Raw genomic sequence first — 23042 nt, 5'->3', positions numbered from 1 at the left:
CAAATGTAATAGTGCGTAGCAGCTGTCGAGCCCCGGCGAGGCTGCGTTTGCGGCCTGTCTGACACACCGCTGACGCAGCCTCGCCGGGGCTCGACAGCTGCTACGTAGAGGGCGTGCTCAAGTTATGTAGATGCCTATGGTCATCGCAGGCAAGCCAGCTCCCACAGGGGATCGGTGTTCACACGACATTCGCGCCGCCGGCTATGCGCTTGAGCCCCAACACCATCAGCCCAGCCCCAAGCCCCATCGCCAGCAGGAACAGCGGATATGACACCCACCACGGCGTGCCTGCCGTCATCATGCTGAACTCCGACATGCCGCCAATGCTCGCAATCAGGTTGAGCGGCAAAAACACCACGTTGATCAGTGTGAGCTTGCGCAACAGGTTGTTCATGCTGTTATTCATCAAGTTGCCGCGCGCGTCGATCAGCCCGGAAAACACGTTGGAATAGATCTCGGCCTGTTTGTAGCACTGGTGGTTTTCGATGATCAGGTCGTCGATCAGCCCGAGAATCTCGGCACCGAAATGCTCTTTCTCCGCGTGGTTGCGCAGTCTCGACAGCACCGCGCCGTTGCTGTGCAGCGCGTTGATGTAATAGATCAGGCTTTCGCTGAGGCTGAACATCTGCATCAGGTGATGGTTGCTCATCGACGCGTTGAACTGCTGCTGCAACTCACGTGCGACCAGCTTGATCACCTTGAGGTGGCCGAGGTAGTGGTGGATGTTGTTGAGCAGCAGGTCGAGCAACACATCCAGCGGGGTGTGCAGCGGGCGGCGTTTGCCGAGGCCGGTCAGTGGGGTTTCATCGGTGGCGATCACCAACAGGCGGCTGGGTGAAAACAGCAGGCCGCAGGACGACACTTCAAACACCAGGTTGCCGCCACCCGAGTAGTTTTCCGGGCGTTTCCAGATCAGGAAGAGATTGTCCGGGTGAAACTCAATTCGCGAGACTTCGTCAGGGTCCAGCGCCGAGGCCAGGGCGTGTTCGTCCAGCTTATGGTGGTCGCGCAGCCACTCACGCTCGGCCAGGTCAGGGTTGTTGAACAACATGATCGGGGCGTCGTCATGTTCCCCACTCTGCAGCTTGCCATCGGTCAGCTCAAAACGCTGGATCATCGCCGGGTCACCAGACCTGGCCCTGGCGTTTCAACTCCAGGCGCCGCACGAACTCCTCCAGCACCAAGCCGTACAGGTCGTCCTGCAAATAGGCGTCCTCGATTCCCGCATCCATGTTGGGGTTGTCGTTGACCTCGATCACCACCACCTTGTCGCCGGACTGCTTGAGGTCGACGCCGTAGAGCCCGTCACCGATCAGGTTGGCGGTCTTCACAGCCAGTTCCACCACCGCCTTGGGCGCTTCGTGGACCGCCAGGGTGCGGCATTCGCCGTTGATATCCTGACCGATGGCCTTGTGGTTATAGATCTGCCAATGGCCCTTGGACATGAAGTACTGGCAGGCAAAGATCGGCTTGCGGTTGAGTACGCCGATGCGCCAGTCGTACTCGGTGTAGAAGAACTCCTGGGCCAGCAACAGTACCGAATGCTCAAACAACTCGGCGGTGGCCTTGAGCAAGGCTTCCTGGCTTTCGACCTTGATCACCCCACGGGAGAAGCAACCGTCGGGGATCTTCAGCACCAGCGGGAACCCCAGGCGCTCGCCGACCCGTTCGAAATCTTCCGGTCGTTCCTTGTAGAGGATTTCGGTGGCGGGCATGCCCAGTTGATGACTGTTGAGCAGGTCGGTGAGGTAGACCTTGTTGGTACAACGCAGGATCGACGCCGGGTCGTCCATCACCACCAGGCCTTCGCTTTCGGCTTTCTTGGCGAAGCGATAGGTGTGGTTGTCGACGCTGGTGGTCTCGCGAATCAGCAAGGCGTCGTATTCGGCCAGGCGCGAATAGTCCTTGCGTTCGATCAACTCCACATCGATGCCCAGGCCCTTGCCCACACGGATAAAATTATCCAGCGCCTTGGCGTTCGAGGGCGGCAGTTGTTCCTGGGGATCGTGCAGGATCGCCAAGTCATAACGGGCCAGGCGGCGTGAACGCGGCTGGCGCCAGATCTTGCGACTGAAGTTGTCCAGGGCGTGGGCGAATTGATCTTCCTGGTCATCGCGCAACTTATGCAACACGCCGGACTTGACCCCTTCTATGTGCCAGCCGTTATTCTTTTTGAAATCAACTAACAGGATGGGGCATGGGAACGCTTCAAACAATTGTCGGGCCAGATCCTGCAACGGTTCTATATTGGTCCGGCCAAAGTAAAGTGTCAGGGTAAAGCCTTCGGTATTGCTGTAAAGATGATGATTCAAGGCTTTATCAAGGGTTTTATCCAAGTCGTCCAGGGCCAGACCATACAGCGACTTTTTCGTCAGTTCGCTGATCGTGCGCACCGATGGGATCACCTTGTGCCCACGCGCCTCGGCGAGCAGCGAGCAGTAGTAGCCGTGCCCTAGGTACTTGTAGCTGCGGCATAGGTTAATCACCTGCACGCGCTTGCCGGTCTCGTTTTCCCGGGTTTGCTCCAGGTACTCTTGAGCAGTGACGATGTCTTCGCTGGGGAAGTAGGAGGCCCAATCTTCCTTGCGCTCGACAATGATCACTACTTGGCTTGCTCCTTTGAGGGGGGCGGAAAAATAACCCTTATTGGTTATTGTCGCCGCGACGGTTTGCTCGGATACTTCACGCCAATGACCTTGTACCGCCGACATAATATTTGATCCGCTTTAGAGAACTCGACCTTTTCTATTAAGCACGATCTTTTAGAGAAGTCCCGTTTCGTTACGCAACTTTTACGGCGGTCATATGGCTCTTTCCTTTCGCGTTGCAACCCCCTGCGATGTGCCTGAATTGGTGGCATTGGAACAGCACTGTTTCACCACTGACCGGCTGTCATCGCGCAGTTTCCACTGGATGGTCAGCCGCGCCCATGCGCAGTTGCTGGTGGCCGAGGCGGATGGACAGTTACTCGGCTATGCGCTGGTGCTGTTCCACCGTGGCACTTCGTTGGCGCGCCTGTACTCCATCGCCATCGCCGAGCCTGCGCGCGGTTTGGGGCTGGGCAAACAGTTGCTCAAGCGCATCGAGACAATCGCCGTGGAACACGACTGTGCCTACCTGCGCCTGGAAGTGCGCACCGACAACCCCGGCGCCCTTGCGCTGTACGAAGGCGCCGGCTACCGCCGCTTCGCCGTGATTAACGACTATTACGAAGACCACACCGCCGCCCTGCGCCTGGAGAAACGCATCGTCCAGCACCAGGATGCGCGCCCGCAAAGCGTGCCGTATTACCAGCAGACCACCGACTTCACCTGTGGCGCCGCCTGCCTGCTGATGGCCATGGGCGCACTGATGCCGGCGCGCACGGCGCAGCGGCGCGAAGAGCTGCAGATCTGGCGCGAAGCAACCACCGTGTTCATGACTGCCGGCCATGGCGGCTGCAGCCCACAAGGGTTGGCACTGGCGGCCTGGCGTCGCGGGTTTGCCGTGCGCATGCAGGTCAATGTGCGCGGGCCGCTGTTTCTGGATGGCGTGCGCGATACGCATAAAAAGGATGTCATGCGCCTGGTGCATGAAGCCTTCGAAGAAGAATTGGCCAGCAGTGCCGTCGAGCAAGTGTTCGCCGGCGCACTGGACTTGCCCCAAGTGCTGCGCGACGGCGGCCAGCCCTTGGTGCTGATCAGCAGCTACCGCCTCACCCGCTCCAAGTCACCGCACTGGGTGATGGTCACCGATTGCGACGAGGACTTCGTCTACCTGCACGACCCGGACGTCGACCACAGCCAGCACCGCCACCCCCTCGACTGCCAGCACTTGCCGGTCAGCCATGGGGAGTTCGAGCGCATGTGCCGGTTCGGCAATAACAAATTGCGCGCAGCCGTCATCCTATTCTCCAACCCGTAGCAGCGAGGCTGCGTTGGGCTGCGCAGCGGCCCCAAAACTTGCATCGCGTTTTCCCTGATACATCGCAGCGCACTTGACGCAGCCTCGCTTACGCTCGGCAGCTGCTACGGGGCTTGTCCTTAAGCGACCTGTTTGATTTGGGCCTTGGCCTCCAGCTCGCGCACCAACGGCAAGACGCGTTTGCCGAAGTACTCGACCTCCTCCTGGAAGTGCAGGAAGCCCGCGAGCACTAGGTCCACACCGACCGCCTTGAGCGCAACGATGCGCTCGGCGATTTGCTGTGGTGTGCCGATCAGGTTGGTCTTAAAGCCGTCGTTGTATTGCACCAGGTCTTCGAAGCTGGACTTGGCCCAGTTACCCTCGCCTTCCGGTGAGGCCTTGCCCGCCTGCTTGGCCGCGTCACCGAAGGCATTCACCGCTTCCGGGTCGGCCTTGTTGATGATCTCCGCCAGCACCGCGCGGGCTTCTTCCTCAGTGTCACGGGCGATCACGAAAGCGTTGACGCCGACCTTGACCGAATGGTTATTCGCCGCCGCCTTGGCGCGGATGTCATCGACCTGGGCCTTGATGCCTTCTGGGGTATTGCCATTGGTGAAGTACCAGTCCGAGACCCGCGCGGCCATGTCCCGCGCCGCCCGTGAACTGCCGCCCTGGAACACTTCCGGCTGGCCGATGGGCTTGGGCTTGAGGGTGTAATTGTTGAAGCGGTAGAAGTCGCCTTTGAAGGTGAAATCGTCCTGGGTCCAGATGCCCTTGAGGGCGCGGATGAATTCTTCGGAGCGGCGATAGCGCTCATCGTGCTCCAGCCAGTGCTCGCCGATGGCCTGGAACTCGCCCTTGAACCAACCGCTGACGATATTCACCGCGATACGGCCGTTGGTGAGCTGGTCGATGGTCGCCAGTTGCTTGGCCGCCAGCGCCGGCTGCCAGGGGCCGGGCAGGATCGCGGCGATCACTTTGAGTGTGGTGGTCGCGGCCAGCAGCGCATGGCTGAACGCCACGGATTCGTGCTGGTTCTCAGCGCCGTAGCCGGCGGTGAAACGGATCTGGGTCAGGCCATACTCGAAGCCCGCGGCTTCGGCCAGTTGCGCCAGTTTACGGTTGTAGTCGATACCCCAATCGGTACGTTGCTCGATCTTGCTGACCACTAACCCACCACTGACATTGGGCACCCAATAGGCAAATTTCACGGCTTGCTGACTCATCAATCGGTACCTCGCACAAAGGGATGTACCGAGGGCTTGAGCAGCAAGCGTGCCAGGCCGGGGAAACGCCCAGGCCAAGGGGGTTGCCGCCAATGCTGGGTGCAGAGGCCAATGTCGCGGATTGGGCAGGTTTGTCGATCAACTGTTGCCAGGGCAACAGTGCATCAGGGCTTTTTCAGCAAATACGGGCGCCGGCACCCGGCACGGACTGTGCAATCACCCCGGTACCGATCACTGCCCAGGAACCTTGCCCATGACCGACCACCACGTCATCAACCCACTGTCCATTGGCGTCGACTACCCCACGTTAGCCGCGCGATTCCGACCGATCTTCCAGCGCATCGCGGATGGCGCGGTAGAGCGCGAACACACGCGCACCCTGCCCCATGAACCCATCCAGTGGCTCAAAGAGGCCGGTTTTGGCGCGGTACGGGTGCCGGTGGAATACGGCGGTGGTGGCGCTTCCCTGCCGCAGCTGTTCGAATTGTTGATCGAGCTGGCCGAAGCCGACTCCAACGTGCCCCAGGCCTTGCGTGGGCACTTCGCCTTTGCCGAAGACCGCCTGAACGCGCCGCCCAGTGCTGGTCGCGACCTGTGGTTCAAGCGCTTTGTGGCCGGCGATATCGTCGGCTGCGCCTGGACCGAAATCGGCAATGTGGCCATCGGCGATGTGGTCACCCAGGTCAGCCCCGACGGCGACGCCTGGAAACTCAATGGCGAAAAGTTCTACAGCACCGGCAGCATTTTCGCCGACTGGATCGATGTATACGCCCAGCGCAGCGACACCGGCGGCGATGTGATCGCGGCCACCCGCGCACGCCAGCCTGGCGTGGTGCACAGCGACGACTGGGACGGCTTTGGCCAGCGCACCACCGGCAGCGGCACGTCGCGCTTTACCGATGCGGTGGTGGAGGCGGAAAACGTTATCGACTTTTCCAGCCGGTTCAAATACCAGACCGCGTTCTATCAGCTTGTTCTGCTCGCCAGCCTGGCCGGTATTGGCCGTGCAGCGTTGCGCGATGTGGCGCATCAGGTGCGCAGCCGCAAGCGGATCTACAGCCATGGCAATGCGGCCCATGTCAGCCAGGACGCACAGGTTCAGCAGGTGGTAGGTGAAGTGGTAGCGCTGGTCTATGCCGCCGAGGCGAGCGCGTTGAAAGCCACGCTACCGGCGCAACGGGCGTACGTGGCTCGGTTTGGCGGGGATGAGATTGCCGAACGCGAAGCCAATGTGGCGGCCGAGATTGAATCGGCGACGGCTCAAGTGGTGGTGTCGGAATTGATTCAGCGGGCTACCAGTGAATTGTTTAACGCACTGGGGGCTTCGGATGTGCGCCAGGGTAAAGCGCTGGATCGGCATTGGCGTAATGCGCGGACGGTGTCGTCGCATAATCCGGTGATCTACAAGGCGCGGATTGTGGGGGATTGGGTGGTCAATGGGGCTGAGCCGCCGTTTGTTTGGCAGATTGGGAATGGGCCGGGCCGGGGTTGAGTCGCGGTTTTGGTAGGGGGGTGTATCCGTTATTTGGGTGATGGCGGATATGGGTTCCGCCCTTACGGCGGGTCACTTTTGGAAAAGAGCCCGGAATGCCGGCCCAGCCAAAAGTAACCAAAAGGGCTCTTGCCCCAACACTCGGCACCTCGCTTAGGCTCGGTGTGCCCGTAATCCGACATTGATTTGGGGGGCCGCCGCCACGCGCCATCCATGGCGCGGGGCGGCTAAACCGGCATCCCTGCCGGTTTACCCCCCAAATCAATATCGAATTCCGGCCAGCGTGTTTAACGGGGCGCCTAAGATCAAGATCAAGATCAAAAAGATCAAAAGCAAAAAGCACGGCGGCCTGACAGCCGGCCTGAGTGGTGGGAAGCAAAAGCGCTGTTTTTGGGGGCTTGCCAGCGATGTAGGCAACTCGGTATGTCAGTTACACCGAGGTGATGCCATCGCAGGCAAGCCAGCTCCCACAGTTTTGACCGAGTTCGGCCACACAATACCGGTCGGCTTTAAGGCCGCCGCGCTTTGCTTTTGATCTGGGGCGCCCCGTTAAACACGCTGGCCGAACGCAGGCTTGAATTCGTGGGTAACCCGGCAGGACGCCGGGTTAGCCGCGCTGGGCCAAGGATGGCCCATCGCGGCGGCCCACGGATTCAAGCCGGAGTGAGGGCACACCGAGCCTAGGCGAGGTGCCGAGTGTTGGGGCAAGAGCCCTTTGCTTACTTTGGGGCTTTTCCAAAGTGAGCCGCTGTAAGAGCGGAACCATAAGTGGCCGTCACCTAAATAACGGATATACCCCCCCACCGCCGCCCCAGCAAAAATCAGAACGCGAGCTTGTAACCAATCGCCATCAACATAACCGCCAAGCACGGCCGCAATATCCCGTCCGGCAGCTTGCCGGTCATATGGCTGCCAAAGTAAATCCCCGGCAACGACCCCATCAATAAAAACCCCAACAAATGCCAGTCCATATTCCCCATGCTGGCATGCCCCAACCCCGCCACCAGGGTCAGAGGCACGGCGTGGGCGATTTCGGTACCCACCAGGCGGCGTGTAGCCAGGAACGGATACAGAATAAACAACGCCACAGTCCCCAGAGCACCCGCGCCGATGGACGTCAGGGCAACCATGGTGCCCAGGATGGCACCGGTCACCACCGTCAGCATGTTCAGGTTGCGCGGGCTCATGTGATAGTCATCACCGGCATGCCGCTGGGCAAAAGCCAACAGGCTTTTCTTGAACAGAATCGCCAGGGCCGTCAGCAGCAGCACCACGCCGAGGGCCTGTTTGATCACCGCGTTCATCGCGCTGGGGTCGGTGTGCAGGCTGGCCAGGAACCACAGGGTCAGCAACACCGCAGGCACGCTGCCCAGGGTAAGCCAACCGGTGATGGTCCAGTCGATGTTCTTGTTCTTGCTGTGCACCAACACCCCACCGGACTTGGTGATGGCGGCGTACAACAAGTCGGTGCCCACGGCCGTCGCCGGGTTGATGCCGAACCACAGCAGGATCGGGGTCATCAACGAGCCCCCGCCCACCCCCGTCATGCCCACGATAAAACCAACGATCAGGCCGGCAATCACAAAACCAAAATTACCCACTTCCATCAACGCTACCTGCGGCCTTATAAATTTCTGGCCGCAGGATAGCGATTTTTCTTATAACGACTTATATCAATATGATCTGACTTTATGCCTTTTATGGCAGGCGATGACAGGCATAGGCCTGGGTTTGATACGGGAAGGCGATGGTGTCCCGCCCGCGCAAGTCGGGATGGGTGTCGATCAAAGTGCGCAATTGCGCGGTAACGCTGGCCTTTTCTGCGGCTGGGAGCGCCGCGATAAAGCTCACTGACAGAAAGCGATCCATGACCACTTCCTGGGGGCTGCCGACGTGGCTGTACGCAAAACAGGTGACTTCAGGGTCGGAAAAGTACTTGCCGGTGAAGGCTTCACGCCAACGTCCGCTATGAAAGCGCGGGGTGTCGCCTTCGTACGGTGTGATTATTTCGGTGATTGCCGCCACCCAGCCCACCGATTCGTCGCGCACATTCCACACCAGCCCCAGGCGCCCTCCGGGCTTGAGTACGCGATGGATTTCCGCCAGTGCGGCCTGGGTGGAGAACCAATGGAATGCCTGCGCACAGACCAGCGCATCGGCGCTGGCAGACGCCAGGGGGATGGATTCGGCAGTGCCATTCACCAAGCGCACGCCCGGCAGCAGCTTAGCCAGCTGCGCGCCCATCGCCGCCACAGGCTCGACGGCAATCAGCGTTGGCGCCAAGGTGCTGAGCAAGCGCGTGAATTTGCCGGTGCCGGCACCTAGGTCAATTACTGTCGACTGCGCATCAATCCGCAGGGTTTGAGTGAGCCAGCCAGTGAGTTGCCTGGGGTAATTCGGTCGGCCTTGGGCGTAAGTGACCGCCTGGGTGGAGAAACCTTGTTGAGCAGACGCGTGGACACCAGTCATTGCCAATCTCTCCTCAGGGGGTGAAGCGGGGGCACAGTGTGCGCCTTCACAATTTTATTTTCTAATCCGTGCATCCATTCCTGCGCGACCTGGGTAGTCCTTTCAGTCACCCCGCTGTTTTACTGAAATGGAGAAACACCCATGAACGCTAAAGCACTGTTCTGCCTCACTGCCCTGCTGGCCGCTGCACCCGCTGCCTTCGCCCAGACCGGCCTGCCGGACAGCATCAAGGTGCCGGACGGCCACAAGGTGGCACTGGAAACCACCGGTGTCGGCGAAATCACCTACGAGTGCCGCGACAACGCCAACGCCGCCGGCCAGACCGAGTGGACCTTCGTCGGCCCCAAGGCCGTACTGAATGACCGCAGCGGCAAGCAAGTCGGCACCTATTTCGGCCCGCCTGCCACCTGGCAAGCCAAGGACGGTTCGAAAATCACCGGTACTCAGTTGGCCGTGGCGCCGTCGGGTGCGGGTAACCTGCCGTATCAACTGGTCAAGGCCAACCCGGCTGAAGGCAAAGGTGCGATGAGCGGCGTGAGTTACATCCAGCGGGTTGCCCTCAAGGGCGGCGTGGCACCGAGCAGTGCCTGCACGGCGGCCAACAAGGGCAAGCAGGCCGTGGTGAAGTACCAGGCCGACTACATTTTCTGGGCAGCCAACTGAGCAAAGTCGGCTACGCTGCCCCCAATGCCGATCGTTGGGGGGAGCACCGCGTGTTTGATTACGAAGCCTGTCTGCAATCCTGCGCCCGTGGCGATCAGCGTGCCCTGCACCAGCTCTATGAGCAGGACAGCAGCCGTTTGCTCGGCGTGGCGTTGCGCATCGCCAGGGACAAGTCCCTGGCCGAAGACATCGTGCACGACGCGTTTATCAAGATCTGGCGCGGTGCCGGCAGTTTCGACCCCAGTCGCGGTTCAGCGCGTGGCTGGGTGTTCAGCGTGACCCGGCACCTGGCGCTCAACGTTGTGCGTAACCATTACCGCGAAGTTCCGTTGGGCGAAGAACACGAGCAAGTCGCGGCAACCGACACCTTTGAATTCAGCAAACGCGCCGGGCAGGTCCACACCTGCCTGGAGCAGCTCGACCCGGCCCGTCGCACCTGCATCCTGCATGCCTACGTCGACGGTTATTCCCACAGCGAAATCGCCCAGAAACTGGACACCCCACTGGGGACCGTCAAAGCCTGGATCAAACGTAGCCTCGCCGCGCTGCGGGAGTGCATGGCATGAGCAACCCACTGGACGAACTGGCCAGCGAATACGTGCTGGGCACCCTGCCCGGCGAACAACGCGCCGATGTGGAACAACGGCTCAAGCACGACGCCGAATTACGCGCCGCAGTGGACGCCTGGGAGCATCGCCTGTTGCCGCTGACCGCACTCGCGGAGCCGGTGCCACCCTCCTCTGAGCTGTGGCGGCGTATCGAACGCAACATCGCCAGCGCCCGCACGCATTGGTGGGATCTGCTGGCCGTGTGGCGCGGCCTGGCCGGTGCCGGGCTGGTGACAACCCTGGTACTGGCCACGCTGCTGCTGACCCGCCCGCCCACCGCCGACCCGACCTTTGTCGTGGTGCTGGTGGCGCCGCAAAGCCAGGCCCCGGGCTGGGTGATCCAGGCCAGTGACAATCAGCAGATTCAGTTGATCCCGCTGGGCGTGATGGAAGTGCCGGCGGACAAAGCCCTGCAGTTCTGGACCAAGGGTGACGGTTGGCAGGGGCCGGTATCCCTGGGCCTGGTCAAACCCGGGCAAACGCTGTCGGTACCGCTGGACAAGCTGCCGCCGCTCACGCAGAACCAGCTGTTCGAGTTGACCCTGGAAGACCCGCGCGGCTCGCCGACCGGCAAACCCACCGGGCCGATCCAGGCAATTGGCCGCGCGGTCAAGGTGCTCTGATCAGGCGACGCTGGGCAACCACACGCGAAAGCGTGCACCGCCCAGCGGCGAAGCCAATGCCGTCAAGGTGCCGCCCTGGGCTTCCAGGGCGCGTCGGCTGATGGCCAGGCCCAGGCCAAAACCGCCGGTGGCGCGGTCACGGCTGCGATCAAGGCGGTAGAACGGCTCGAAGATGCGCTCTCGCTGGTCCAGCGGGATGCCGATGCCGTCGTCGTCCACGCAGATTTCACAGCCTTTGGGGCAGACCTTCACGCCGACCTGAATGCGCTTGTCGCAGTAACGCGTGGCATTGCGCAGCAGGTTCTGCAACGCGCGGGCAGTAAGGCGCGGGTCGAGATTGAAGCGCTCCACGGCGCAGTCGAGCGCCACATCAATGACGATCTCGGGGTTTTCCAGTTCGTCATCGACGCTGCCCAGCACACTGTCGATAAACTCATCGAGCACCACTTCCACCCGCTCCGGCAATTGCGCCGGGTTCTGCAGGCGGCTGTAGGACAGCAGCTCCAGCACCAGTTCGTCCAGCTCGCGGATATGCGCCACCAGGCTTTGCAAGCGTTCACGGCTGGCCTCGGGCAAGTCTTCGGAGAGCGCCAGGGCCAGGCCGAAATCCAGGCGCGTGAGCGGCGTGCGCAGCTCGTGGGAGACCGCGTTAAGCAGGTCGCGTTGCTGATTGAGCAGGTATTCGATGTCGTCGGCCATGGTGTCGAACACCGAAGCCAGGCTGCCGATGCTGGAGCTGGCCGGAATGCGCGTGCGTTCCGCCATATTGCCCTGGCCCAATTGCCCGGCGGTGCTTTTCAGGCGTTCCAGGTCGCGCCAGTGCGGGCGTAGCCACACCAACAGGCAGGCCAGCAGCGCGGCAACAATCAACACGTTGATCGCCCAATACAGCACGTTCATGTCCATCGGGTCAGGCGGTATCGTCAGCTTGACCACGAATTGCTCATTGATCGGAGTGCTGATTTGCTCCATCCAGCCCCATTCGCCCAGGCGCACTACCGACCTGCCCTGCTCCAGTAGCTTTTCCTCAGCCGGGGTGTAGCTGGCGTCCTGGCGCAGCAGCAATTGAACCCTGAGCGGCGCGAATTCGCGGCCCAGTTGGTCGGTGACCTGTGACCAGCGCTCCACAGGTGCGCGCAGGTATTGTTTGACAATCAGCTTTTGCTGGCCGCGGGTCTGCTCGATGTTGTAATTCACGTAGCGGTGTTCGAACAGCTGGATCACCAGCGTGGGCACCAGGTAGATCGCCGCACTGTAGGTGACGATGGTGATCAGATAGAGGCGAAACAGTACGCGAACCATCGATCAGCATTCCCACTCGGAACGGCTGAACAGGTAGCCTTTGCCCCACACCGTCTTGATCTTGCGCGCTTCACCGGCGTTGTCGTCGAACTTGCGGCGCAGCTTGGAAATCGCCACGTCCACCGAACGGTCGGTGCCGTTGAACTCGATACCGCGCAGGCGTTGCAGGATCTGGTCACGGCTGAGTACTTCGCCGGCATGCCGTGCGAGCACCACCAACAGGTTGTATTCGCCGCTGGACAACTCCACCGGTTGTTCACGCCAGGTCACGGTGCGCTCCGACAGGTCGATGCACAGGTTGCCCATGATGATCTGGTCGTTGGCCGCCTGGGGTTCGGACAAGCTGCTGCGCCGTAATAACGTGCGGACACGGGCCAGTAGCACGCGCGGTTCACAAGGTTTGGTCACGTAGTCGTCGGCGCCCATTTCCAGGCCCAGCACCTGATCGTGGCTGTCGTCCCGCGCCGTGAGCATCAGGATCGGCAAGCCCGCCGAGTCGGCCCGCAGCAATCGGCATACTTGCAGGCCGTCGAGTCCGGGCAGCATCAGATCGAGGATCACCAGGTCCGGCGGATTCAAGCGCGCGCGTTCACGCACGTGGTCGCCACGGCTGAGCACGCTGACGTGGTAGCCATTGCGCTCCAGGTAGCTGGCAATCAGCTCGGAGAGTGCGGCGTCGTCTTCCACCAGGAGAATGTTGGGCATGGTGTTTCCAAATAAGCAGTGATGGGCGGTACACAAATCCAATGTGGGCGCTGCTTGTGTGGGAGCTGGCTTGCCTGCGATACAGGCACTGCGGTCTATCAGGTAGACCGAGGTGATGCTATCGCAGGCAAGCCAGCTCCCACACAAGCCGGTTGCCACATGTTGAATCGTTGGCGCTTGCAGGATTGTGCAAGGATATACGCCCAACGCTCACAACGCGTTGCACCTTACATTTCTTCACAGACCCGCTACACAGCTTCACAGCACCACGGCGCAGGTGACTTTAGGATGCGCCAGTCAATATTGGGATAAGAGCATGTCGAAGAATCTGTTTGCGCCGTTTTGCCTGCTGGCCCTCACCCTTGCCCTGAGCGCGTGCGGTGACTCCGCGGGCGAAGCGCCGCAAATGCCGCTGGCCAAAGTGCGCATCGAAACCCTTGAAGCCAAGCCCCTGTCGATCACCAGCGAACTGAGCGGGCGTATTGCTGCGCCGCGTATCGCTGAAGTGCGCGCACGGGTCGCGGGTGTGGTGATGCAGCGGGTGTTCAAGGAAGGTCGTGACGTGAAACAGGGCGACGTGCTGTTTCGCATTGATCCGGCGCCCTTCAAGGCCGACCTCGACAGCGCCCAGGCCAATCTGAGCAAGGCCGAGGCGAATGCCTTCCAGGCGCGCCTGCAAGAGCAGCGCTACAGCCAGTTGGTGGAAGGCAACGCCATCAGCGGCCAGGACTACGACAACGCCCGCGCCGCCGTGCGCCAGACCAACGCCGAGGTCGCCGCCAACAAGGCTGCCGTCGAGCGAGCCAAGTTGAACCTGGGCTACGCCACCGTGACCGCACCGATTTCCGGGCGTATTGGCCGTGCGCTGGTGACCGAGGGCGCCCTGGTCGGCCAGAATGAGGCCACGCCGCTGGCGATCATCCAGCAACTGGACCCGATCCACGCCGACCTGACCCAGTCCAATCGCGAGCTGAATGACCTGCGCCGTGCCTTCCGTGCCGGCAGCTTGAAGCAGGTCGGCCAGGACCAGGCCAAGGCCACCTTGATCGAGGACGACGGCAGCCTCTACCCGTTGCCGGGCAAATTGCTGTTTGCCGAGATCAGCGTCGACCCCGGTACCGGCCAGATCATCCTGCGCAGCGAATTCCCCAACCCGGACCTCGACCTGCTGCCCGGCAGCTTTGTGCGGGTGCGCCTGGAGCAAGCCGTCGACAAGCAAGGCATCAGCGTGCCGCAACGCGCCATTACCCGTGACAGCGCCGGTATCCCGATGGTCTTGCTGCTGGACGCCGAACAAACCGTCAGCCAGCAGCCGGTGGAGCTGGGCGCGGTGATCAATGATCGCTGGATTGTCAGCAGCGGCCTCAAGGCCGGTGACCGCATCGTCGTCGAAGGCCTCCAGCACGCGCGCCCCGGTGAAAAAGTCGACGTAGATGACAGCCCGACGCCGCTCGCCCAGGCCTCCGGCCAATAAGGATCATTGACCATGCCGCAGTTCTTTATTGACCGCCCGATCTTCGCCTGGGTGGTTGCCCTGTTTATTCTGCTCGCCGGTTTGCTGGCAATCCCGCAGCTACCGGTGGCGCAGTACCCCAACGTCGCGCCGCCAAAAGTCGAAATCTACGCGGTCTACCCCGGCGCTTCGGCGCAGACCCTGGATGAGAGCGTGGTCAGCCTGATCGAGCAAGAGCTCAACGGCGCCGATCACCTGCTGTATTTCGAGTCCCAGAGCAGCCTGGGTTCGGCAACCATCACCGCGACGTTCCAGCCGGGCACCAACCCGGAAATGGCGCAGGTGGATGTGCAGAACCGCCTGAAAGCGGTCGAGCCGCGCCTGCCGCAAGCGGTGACCCAGCAAGGCTTGCAGGTGGAGAAAGTCTCCGCCGGTTTCCTGTTGCTGGTGACCCTCACGTCCAGCGACGGCAAGCTCGATGATGTAGCGCTCAGCGATTACCTGGCGCGCAACGTGATGAACGAACTCAAGCGCCTCGACGGTGTGGGCAAGGCCCAGCTGTATGGTGCCGAACGTGCGATGCGAATCTGGATCGACCCGCAGAAGCTGATCGGTTTTAACCTGACCCCGGCCGACGTGAACGCCGCAATCAGCGCGCAGAACGCCCAGGTATCGGCGGGCAGCATCGGTGATTTGCCGGGTACCAAGACTCAGGAAATCACCGCCGCGATCCTGGTCAAGGGCCAGCTGTCCACGCCGGCCGAGTTCGCCGACATCGTGCTCAAGGCGAATCCCGACGGCTCCACTGTGCGCATCGGCGATGTGGCACGGGTGGAAGTCGGCAGCCAGGAATACCAGTTCTCCACGCGACTGAATGGCAAACCGTCGACAGCGGTCAGCGTGCAGCTGGCACCTGGCGCCAATGCGCTGAACACCGCGACCCTGGTGCGGGCGAAGATGGACGAGCTGTCGCGCTACTTCCCGGCCAATGTGGAATACAAAATCCCGTACGACACCTCGCCGTTCGTCAAAGTCTCGATCACCAAGGTGGTCTACACCCTGCTCGAGGCCATGGCGCTGGTGTTTGCGGTGATGTTTTTGTTCCTGCAGAACGTGCGCTACACCCTGATCCCGACACTGGTGGTGCCGATTGCGTTGATGGGCACCTTCGCCACCATGTTGTTGCTGGGGTTCTCGATCAACGTGCTGACCATGTTCGGCATGGTGTTGGCCATCGGTATCCTGGTGGACGACGCGATTGTGGTGGTGGAAAACGTCGAGCGGATCATGGTCACCGAGGGGCTGTCGCCCAAGGAAGCGACGCGCAAGGCCATGGGCCAGATCACCGGCGCGATCATCGGCATCACCCTGGTGCTGGTGGCGGTGTTCCTGCCGATGGCCTTTATGGCGGGTTCGGTGGGGGTGATCTACCAACAGTTCTCGTTGTCGATGGCGGTGTCGATCCTGTTCTCGGCGTTCCTCGCGCTAACCTTGACCCCGGCCCTGTGCGCCACCTTGCTCAAGCCGATCGCCAAGGATGAGCACCATGCCAAAGGCGGTTTCTTCGGCTGGTTCAACCAGCGCTTTGAACGCCTCACCGACCGCTACGAAGGCTGGGTGGCCTATGCCCTCAAGCGCAGCGGCCGTTACCTGCTGATTTACCTGGTGCTGCTGGTGGGCCTGGGGTGGATGTTCAGCCGCCTGCCCTCCTCGTTCCTGCCGGTGGAAGACCAGGGTTACACCATCACTGACATCCAGTTGCCACCGGGCGCGAGCAAGAACCGCACGGTGCAGGTGGCCGAACAGATCGAAGCGCATAACGCCAAAGAGCCTGGGGTGGGCGACACCACCATGATCATGGGCTTCAGTTTCTCCGGTTCGGGGCAGAATGCCGCGCTGGCGTTTACCACGCTCAAGGATTGGTCGGAGCGCAGCAGCGATGACTCCGCCGCGTCGATTGCCGACCGCGCCAACATGGCCTTTACCGAACTGAAAGATGCGATTGCCTACGCGGTCTTGCCGCCGCCGGTGGATGGCCTCGGAACGTCCAGCGGCTTCGAGTTCCGCTTGCAGGACCGGGGCGGTGTCGGCCATGCCGCGTTGATGGCCGCGCGCACGGAATTGCTGGCCGCCGCCGAGAAAAGCCCGATCCTGGCCAACGTGCGCGAAAGCGCCCTGGCCGAAGCACCGCAAGTGCAGCTGGAAGTCGACCGCAAGCAGGCCAACGCACTGGGCGTGGCCTTTGCCGACGTGGGCAACGTGCTGTCCTCGGCCATCGGCTCGGCTTATATCAATGACTTCCCCAACCAGGGCCGCATGCAACGGGTGGTGGTGCAGGCCGAAGGCGACCAGCGCAGCCAGGTGGCGGACCTGATGAAGATCCACGTGCGCAACAACGCCGGCAAGATGGTGCCGCTGTCGGCCTTTGTCGAAGCCAAGTGGACCCAGGGCCCGGCGCAATTGACGCGCTACAACGGCTACCCGGCCATTGCGATTTCCGGCGAAGCGGCACCGGGCCACAGTACCGGTGAGGCGATGGATGAAATCCAGCGCCTGGTCAGCCAATTGCCGGCCGGCCTGGGCCAGGAATGGACCGGTTTGTCGTTGCAGGAACGCCTGTCCGGTTCCCAGGCGCCGATACTGTTGGGCCTGTCGCTGCTGATCGTGTTCCTGTGCCTGGCGGCGCTGTATGAAAGCTGGTCGATCCCGACCTCGGTATTGCTGGTGGTGCCGTTGGGCGTACTCGGTGCCGTGTTGGCGGTGAGCTTGCGCGGCATGCCCAACGATGTGTTCTTCAAGGTCGGCTTGATCACCATCATTGGCCTGTCGGCGAAGAACGCGATCCTGATCATCGAGTTCGCCAAGGACCTGTATGACCAGGGCGAAGACCTGATCACCGCCACCTTGAAAGCCGCGCGGTTGCGCTTGCGCCCGATCATCATGACGTCGCTGGCGTTTATCCTCGGCGTGGTGCCGCTGGCGATTGCGACAGGTGCCAGCTCGGCCAGCCAGCAGGCGATTGGTACGGGGGTGATCGGCGGGATGATCACCGCGACGTTGGCGGTGGTGTTTGTGCCGGTGTTTTTTGTGGTGGTCATGAAGTTGGTGAAGAAACGCCCCCGGTAGACCCATTCTTGAATGGGTACTGGATCAAAAATGTGGGAGCGGCGGTGCGACGATTCGACTTGCTCGCGAAGGCGGTGTGTCAGTGAGGTAGGTATCGACTGAAACACCGCCTTCGCGAGCAAGCCCGCTCCCACATTTAAATCGGTTTACACACATAAGGCCCGGTCGCCTGACAAGCAGCCATCGCAAGCAAGCCAGCTCCCACAGGGGTTATTGATCACATTCATGATCGCGTTCAGTCGAATAAGCTATGGTGCTCACAAACAGTAAGCAGTGAGCCACCATGCCCTTCCTCGCCCGCACCCACCCTCGCCTCTCCGCCGCCGCCGTGTTCGGGCTTGCCGTGGGCATCCTGGCGCCCGCCGATACGCTCGTCAGCAAAATCCTCATCGGCTGGAACGCCGGGGTCTGGACCTACCTGGTGCTGATGCTGTGGCTGACCCGTCGTGCCAAGGCCGAGGACGTCAAGCGCATCGCCGAGATCGAAGATGAAAACGCCGGTTCGGTCCTGTTCACGGTGTGCATCGCCGCCATCGCCAGCCTGGCAACCATTACCTTCGAACTGGTCGGCAGCAAGGACCTCGCCACCTCTGAACGTCTGCTGCACTACGGCTTTACCGGGCTGACGGTGATCGGCTCATGGTTGCTGATTGGGGTGATTTTCAGCGTGCATTACGCGCGCCTGTATTACACCTGGGGCGGCAAGGAGCCGGCGTTGCGTTTTGCCGAAGGTTTGCTGACGCCTAACTATTGGGACTTTCTGTACTTCTCCTTCACCATCGGCGTGGCGGTACAGACCTCCGACGTGGGCGTCGCCACCCGTGGCATGCGTAAAGTCGTGCTGGGGCAATCGCTGATCGGGTTTCTGTTCAATACCGCGATCCTGGGCTTCTCGATCAATATCGCCGCCGGGCTGTTCGGTTGACGCTGCACAAACCTTCTAGACGCCCACCACGCGCCGGGCGCTAATAGCCTCACTTATTCCGCCTCGGTGTTTTATGGCCGCGCACAATTGGATCGACCTGTCCCAGGACGCCGACACCGGCATCGAGACCCTGCGCGCGCACTTTGAAGGCCACGCCTACGACCCGCACTGGCACGACAGCTATCTGATCGGCGTTACCGAACAAGGCGTGCAGCAATTCAACTGTCGCCGCGCCCGCCACAACAGCGTGCCCGGCCAAGTGTTTCTGGTGGAACCCGGCGAGCTGCATGACGGCGACGCGCCCACCGCCGACGGGTTTACCTACCACATGCTTTACCTCGACCCTCACTGGTTGGCGCGGGAAGTAAGTGCAGTGTTCGAAGAGGCACCGCAGGGCAGCCAACTGGGTTTCGCCAGCACCTTGACCAGCGACCCACGCTTGGCCCTGGCCACCAGCCAAGCCTTCCAGACCTTGCACTGCGGTGAGCTGCGTATCGTTCGGCAACAGGCCATGGACCACTTACTCGAACGTCTCACCGGCCAACTCTATTGGCGCACCCGTTACCGTGAAGATCCACGATTGCCGCTGGTGGCACACAAGGCGCGCGAATACCTGCATGCCCATCTGCACGTTGATGTGGGTATGGACGAACTGGCCCTGGCCTGCGGCGTCGACCGTTTCCGCCTGAGCCGCGCCTTCAAAAGCGCGTTTGGCCTACCGCCCCACGCTTACCTGGTGCAACTGCGCCTGGCCCGTGCCCGGCACTTGCTGGCCAAGGGCGAACAACCGGCAGACGTAGCGATTGCCCTGGGCTTTGCCGACCAGAGCCATCTGGGCCGCTGGTTTGTGCGCGCCTACGGCCTCACGCCTGCGGCGTACCGCAAGCGCTGCTCAAATCTTCCAGACAGGTGACGCACAGGCTTGTGAAGATCGACACCATCGCTTGGTCTTTCGGAGTCTGCTGCCATGTTGCCGTTCATGCTGTTTGCTTTTGTTGCGTCTATCACCCCCGGCCCGACCAACATCCTGGTACTGAGTAACAGCGCGCGTCATGGTTTCAAAGCCGCTTTGCCGATCATTCTCGGCGCCTGCGCCGGAGCTGCGAGCCTTGTATTGCTGGTGGGGAGCGGCGTTGGCCAGTCGTTGGTGCAGTTGCCAACAGTGCAGATGGCCATGCAATGGATCGGCGTCGCCTGGCTGAGTTACCTGGCCTGGCAGATCTTCAGCGCACCTGCAAAGGCCCTCGAAGTGGATACCCCCGAAAAGCCTCTGGGCCTGATCGGCGCGGCCAGCCTGCAATTGATCAACCCGAAGACCTGGATGATGGCCCTCGCGGTAGTCAGTGTGTTTGCCGGCAATGGTGCTGATCGCCAGAGCCAGGTGGTGTACCTGTCCCTGGTGTTTTTCCTGATCTCGCTGCCGTGCCTGGGCACCTGGGCGCTGTTGGGTGCCGGGTCGGCTAGGGTGTTTCGTTCGGCCAAGGCCATGCAGCGTTTCAACCGAGGCATGGCCCTGTTGTTGCTGGTCGCGACCTGGCTGAGTGTGGTGGTTTGACGCACCGGCTATCTGACTCTGTCCTACAACAACTTGACGACTTTCCTCATTTGATGGTTTCCTGAAACCGGTTTCAGTCATTCCAATAAAAATAGAAGGTCGATGACCGTGAACAACTTTTCTGCCGCCCAGCGCAGCCGTGTGACCATGCTTGACGTGGCCGAGCGCGCCGGCGTGTCCAAGGCCAGCGTGTCGCGCTTTATCGGCGACGACCGCGCCCTGCTCTCCGATGCCATTGCCCTGCGCATCGAGCAAGCCATCGAACACCTTGGCTACCGTCCCAACCAGATGGCCCGAGGCCTGAAACGCGGCCGCACCCGCCTGATCGGGATGTTGGTGGCCGATATCCGCAACCCCTATTCCATTGCCGTGATGCACGGCGTCGAAACCGCCTGCCGCCAGCACGGCTACAGCCTGGTGGTGTGCAACACCGACCGCGACGACGAGCAAGAACGCCAGCACTTGGCGGCGCTGCGTTCGTACAACATCGAAGGGTTGATCGTGAACACCCTCGGCCATCACGTGGACCAACTGCTGGAACTGCAACGGGAAATGCCACTGGTGCTGGTGGACCGCAAGGTCGAACCGCTGCACAGCGACCTGGTCGGCCTGGACAACCCGGCGGCGGTGCGTATGGCGGTGGAACACCTGGCGCTACAGGGTTACCGCGATGTGCTGCTGGTGAGCGAAGCCACCGACGGCACCAGTTCGCGGTTGGAGCGCCTGGAGAGCTTCAAGGCTGAGGTTGCCAGCCGCCCGGCGTTGACCGGTGCGGTGCTGGAGCTGGATGGCGAGCTGGAAACTCATCTGCGCACTTTCCTTGCCAAACCCGGCACCAAAGCGTTGTTCTGCGCGAACGGCGTCGCCGCGCTGGCCTGTACCCGTGCGCTCAAGAATCTAGGCTGCAACCTGTTTGAGGATGTCGGTCTGATCGCCCTGGATGACCTGGATTGGTACCCGCTGGTGGGCACTGGCATCACCGCCCTCGCCCAGCCGACCGAGGCGATTGGCGCCACGGCGTTCGACTGTTTGCTCAAGCGCTTGCGCGGCGATACCGAGCCAACGCGTACCGTGGATTTCTTGCCACAACTGATCATTCGCGGCTCAACCCAGCCTCAGCGAGGAAACACCCCGTAGCAGCTGTCGAGCCCGAGCGAGGCTGCGTCGGCGGTACATCAGAGACACCGCTGACGCAGCCTCGCCGGGGCTCGACAGCTGCTACGCCACTCTTGTTTCAACATTTTCGTATAAAAATGAAACCGGTTTCAGAGGTACACAACAATGCATAAATACCCCGTTTCCATCAGCCTTTCCAGCTACGGCGCCGACTTGGTACGCCAGCAGGGCCAATTGAGTTTTGTCGAGATACTCACCGCCGCCGGCGCCCAGCGCATCGAATGGCGCGAAGAGCTTTTAACGGATGAACAGCCTACCGAACTGGCCCAGGCCGCGGCGCAGCAGGCTCTGGAATCGGTGTTCTCGTCCCCCTTGGAGCTCTGGGTCGCCGGCCGCGCCCAACCCAATGCCGAACTCGCGGCGACCCTGGGTCGGGCGCAGGCGTTTGGCTCACGCTGGTTGAAAGTTTCCCTCGGCTACTTCACCGACACCAACGACCTGGAAAGCTTGCACGCCCTGCTCAGCCGCCACCCGGTCCAACTGCTGGTAGAGAACGACCAGACCCTGCACGGCGGCCGGATCGAGCCAATGCAACGTTTCTTCACCGAGGTGGAACGCCTCGGCCTACCGGTGAAAATGACTTTCGATATCGGCAACTGGCAATGGCAGGACCAATCCGCCCTCACCGCCGCACGCCTGCTGGGCCGACATGTGGATTACCTGCACTGCAAGGCGGTGGCCCGCCGCGCAGATGGCAAGTTGGTCGCCCTGCCGCCTGGCGCCACCGACCTGCATCTGTGGGAACAACTGCTCAAACACATGACTCCAGGTATTACCCGGGCCGTGGAATTTCCGCTGCAAGGTGATGACTTGATCGAAATCACCGCGCAACAAGTCGCCGCCCTCACCCTGCTGGGCCAACCTCGTGCGGAGAATGCGCATGTCTGAGATCGATATCCTCTCGTTTGGTGAAACCATGGCGATGTTTGTCGCCGAGCAAACCGGCGATCTGGCCGACGTGGCCCAATTCCATAAACGCATCGCGGGCGCCGACAGCAACGTCGCGATTGGCCTGTCGCGCCTGGGCTTCAACGTGGCCTGGCTGAGCCAGGTGGGCAACGATTCCCTCGGGCGTTTTGTGGTCGACACCCTGAAGAAAGAAGGCCTGGATTGCCGGCATGTGGCGGTCGATACGTTGCACCCCACCGGTTTTCAGCTCAAGTCCCGCGAAGAGGACGGCGATGATCCCCAAGTGGAGTACTTTCGCAAGGGTTCAGCGGCCAGCCATCTGTCGATCGCGGCCATCAGCCCTGCCTTACTGCAAGCCCGCCATCTGCATGCCACCGGTATTCCGCCGGCGTTGTCTGAGGCGACGCGTGAGCTGTCCACCGAATTGATGACACAAATGCGCAAGGCCGGGCGCAGCGTGTCGTTCGACCCCAACCTGCGCCCGTCGCTGTGGCCCGACCAACAAACGATGATCCGCGAAATCAACGCCCTCGCGGCTCTTGCTGATTGGGTGCTGCCGGGGTTGAGTGAAGGCCGTTTGCTCACCGGTTTCGATGACCCGGCCGACATCGCCGCGTTCTACCTCGACCAGGGCGCCGAAGCCGTGGCCATCAAGCTCGGCCCGGACGGCGCCTACTACCGCACCCAGATGGACCAAGGCTTTGTCGCCGCCGTGCGGGTGGACAAGGTCGTGGACACGGTCGGCGCCGGTGACGGTTTTGCCGTGGGCATGATCAGCGCTCTGCTGGAAAACCTCAGCTTCCCCGAGGCGGTTCGGCGCGGCAACTGGATAGGCAGCCGCGCCGTGCAGAGCCGTGGCGACATGGAGGGTTTGCCCACCCGTTCAGAGTTACCCACCCGATCCGTCGCGTAACCCACACCCTGTTGC

General features: G+C 61.6%; 20 protein-coding genes. 13 read left to right on the top strand and 7 right to left on the bottom strand.

Annotated features, from left to right (window positions below):
• Positions 1-178: 178 nt before the first annotated feature.
• Positions 179-1117 (bottom strand): magnesium transporter CorA family protein, encoded by a 939-nt coding sequence (locus tag AB4O35_RS19215; protein ID WP_049708608.1) that lies wholly within the window; start codon positions 1115-1117, stop codon positions 179-181.
• Between the two features lie 7 nt (positions 1118-1124).
• Positions 1125-2711, bottom strand: a complete 1587-nt coding sequence (locus AB4O35_RS19210; RefSeq protein ID WP_049708609.1) for a RimK family protein — start codon at positions 2709-2711, stop codon at positions 1125-1127.
• 94 nt (positions 2712-2805) lie between these two features.
• On the opposite strand from AB4O35_RS19210, the gene AB4O35_RS19205 reads away from it, so the two are divergent.
• Positions 2806-3903 (top strand): GNAT family N-acetyltransferase/peptidase C39 family protein, encoded by a 1098-nt coding sequence (locus AB4O35_RS19205; protein ID WP_065946405.1) that lies wholly within the window; start codon positions 2806-2808, stop codon positions 3901-3903.
• A 119-nt stretch (positions 3904-4022) separates the two neighbouring features.
• On the opposite strand, the gene sfnG is transcribed toward AB4O35_RS19205, so the two are convergent.
• Positions 4023-5108 (bottom strand): dimethylsulfone monooxygenase SfnG, encoded by a 1086-nt coding sequence (sfnG, locus tag AB4O35_RS19200; protein WP_065909128.1) that lies wholly within the window; start codon positions 5106-5108, stop codon positions 4023-4025.
• 253 nt (positions 5109-5361) lie between these two features.
• Between sfnG and AB4O35_RS19195 the strand changes: the two genes are divergently transcribed.
• Positions 5362-6600: an acyl-CoA dehydrogenase family protein gene (locus AB4O35_RS19195; protein ID WP_065946406.1), complete on the top strand. Its 1239-nt coding sequence runs from the start codon at positions 5362-5364 to the stop codon at positions 6598-6600.
• 821 nt (positions 6601-7421) lie between these two features.
• On the opposite strand, the gene AB4O35_RS19190 is transcribed toward AB4O35_RS19195, so the two are convergent.
• Positions 7422-8207: a sulfite exporter TauE/SafE family protein gene (locus tag AB4O35_RS19190; protein WP_065876344.1), complete on the bottom strand. Its 786-nt coding sequence runs from the start codon at positions 8205-8207 to the stop codon at positions 7422-7424.
• Between the two features lie 91 nt (positions 8208-8298).
• Entirely contained in the window at positions 8299-9069 is a 771-nt protein-coding gene (locus AB4O35_RS19185) for a class I SAM-dependent methyltransferase (RefSeq protein ID WP_065881541.1), read from the bottom strand.
• Between the two features lie 141 nt (positions 9070-9210).
• Between AB4O35_RS19185 and AB4O35_RS19180 the strand changes: the two genes are divergently transcribed.
• The 3 genes from AB4O35_RS19180 to AB4O35_RS19170 are packed head-to-tail and all read left to right on the top strand — an operon-like array spanning position 9211 to position 10963.
• Positions 9211-9732: a DUF3455 domain-containing protein gene (locus tag AB4O35_RS19180; protein ID WP_065946407.1), complete on the top strand. Its 522-nt coding sequence runs from the start codon at positions 9211-9213 to the stop codon at positions 9730-9732.
• Positions 9733-9782: 50 nt separating this feature from the next.
• Entirely contained in the window at positions 9783-10298 is a 516-nt protein-coding gene (locus AB4O35_RS19175) for a sigma-70 family RNA polymerase sigma factor (protein ID WP_065881544.1), read from the top strand.
• The gene (locus AB4O35_RS19170; RefSeq protein WP_065946408.1) at positions 10295-10963 is read left to right on the top strand and encodes an anti-sigma factor; all 669 of its coding nucleotides are present in this window, start codon (positions 10295-10297) and stop codon (positions 10961-10963) included. The genes AB4O35_RS19175 and AB4O35_RS19170 overlap by 4 nt, the downstream gene beginning before the upstream one ends.
• On the opposite strand, the gene AB4O35_RS19165 is transcribed toward AB4O35_RS19170, so the two are convergent.
• Together AB4O35_RS19165 and AB4O35_RS19160 are read right to left on the bottom strand one after the other, a co-directional pair.
• Positions 10964-12265 carry an ATP-binding protein gene (locus AB4O35_RS19165; protein ID WP_065876349.1) on the bottom strand — a complete coding sequence of 434 codons (1302 nt, stop codon included), beginning with the start codon at positions 12263-12265 and terminating at the stop codon, positions 10964-10966.
• A gap of 3 nt (positions 12266-12268) precedes the next feature.
• A complete protein-coding gene (locus AB4O35_RS19160; RefSeq protein WP_065876350.1) occupies positions 12269-12970 on the bottom strand; it encodes a response regulator in 702 nt (233 codons plus the stop codon).
• Between the two features lie 316 nt (positions 12971-13286).
• On the opposite strand from AB4O35_RS19160, the gene AB4O35_RS19155 reads away from it, so the two are divergent.
• The 8 genes from AB4O35_RS19155 to AB4O35_RS19120 all read left to right on the top strand — a co-directional run bounded on the left by AB4O35_RS19155 (position 13287) and on the right by AB4O35_RS19120 (position 23027).
• Positions 13287-14444: an efflux RND transporter periplasmic adaptor subunit gene (locus tag AB4O35_RS19155; RefSeq protein WP_049708619.1), complete on the top strand. Its 1158-nt coding sequence runs from the start codon at positions 13287-13289 to the stop codon at positions 14442-14444.
• Positions 14445-14456: 12 nt separating this feature from the next.
• On the top strand, positions 14457-17549 hold the full coding sequence (locus AB4O35_RS19150; protein ID WP_065946410.1) for an efflux RND transporter permease subunit: 3093 nt from the start codon (positions 14457-14459) through the stop codon (positions 17547-17549).
• Between the two features lie 283 nt (positions 17550-17832).
• A complete protein-coding gene (locus tag AB4O35_RS19145) occupies positions 17833-18474 on the top strand; it encodes a DUF1345 domain-containing protein (RefSeq protein WP_065876353.1) in 642 nt (213 codons plus the stop codon).
• Between the two features lie 73 nt (positions 18475-18547).
• On the top strand, positions 18548-19387 hold the full coding sequence (locus AB4O35_RS19140; RefSeq protein WP_065876354.1) for an AraC family transcriptional regulator: 840 nt from the start codon (positions 18548-18550) through the stop codon (positions 19385-19387).
• Positions 19388-19441: 54 nt separating this feature from the next.
• On the top strand, positions 19442-20029 hold the full coding sequence (locus tag AB4O35_RS19135; RefSeq protein ID WP_065881557.1) for a LysE family translocator: 588 nt from the start codon (positions 19442-19444) through the stop codon (positions 20027-20029).
• Positions 20030-20137: 108 nt separating this feature from the next.
• Positions 20138-21166, top strand: a complete 1029-nt coding sequence (locus AB4O35_RS19130; protein WP_139113269.1) for a LacI family DNA-binding transcriptional regulator — start codon at positions 20138-20140, stop codon at positions 21164-21166.
• Between the two features lie 144 nt (positions 21167-21310).
• Complete coding sequence (locus AB4O35_RS19125) at positions 21311-22093, top strand: sugar phosphate isomerase/epimerase family protein (protein ID WP_065881558.1); 783 nt, start codon at positions 21311-21313, stop codon at positions 22091-22093.
• A complete protein-coding gene (locus AB4O35_RS19120; protein WP_065881559.1) occupies positions 22086-23027 on the top strand; it encodes a sugar kinase in 942 nt (313 codons plus the stop codon). Before AB4O35_RS19125 ends, AB4O35_RS19120 begins: the two co-directional genes overlap by 8 nt.
• The last annotated feature ends 15 nt before the right edge of the window (positions 23028-23042 follow it).

Source organism: Pseudomonas sp. H1_A03 (assembly GCF_054685145.1).
The sequence above is the reverse complement of the archived record's forward strand: the minus strand, read 5'-3'. Positions and strand labels throughout refer to the sequence as shown.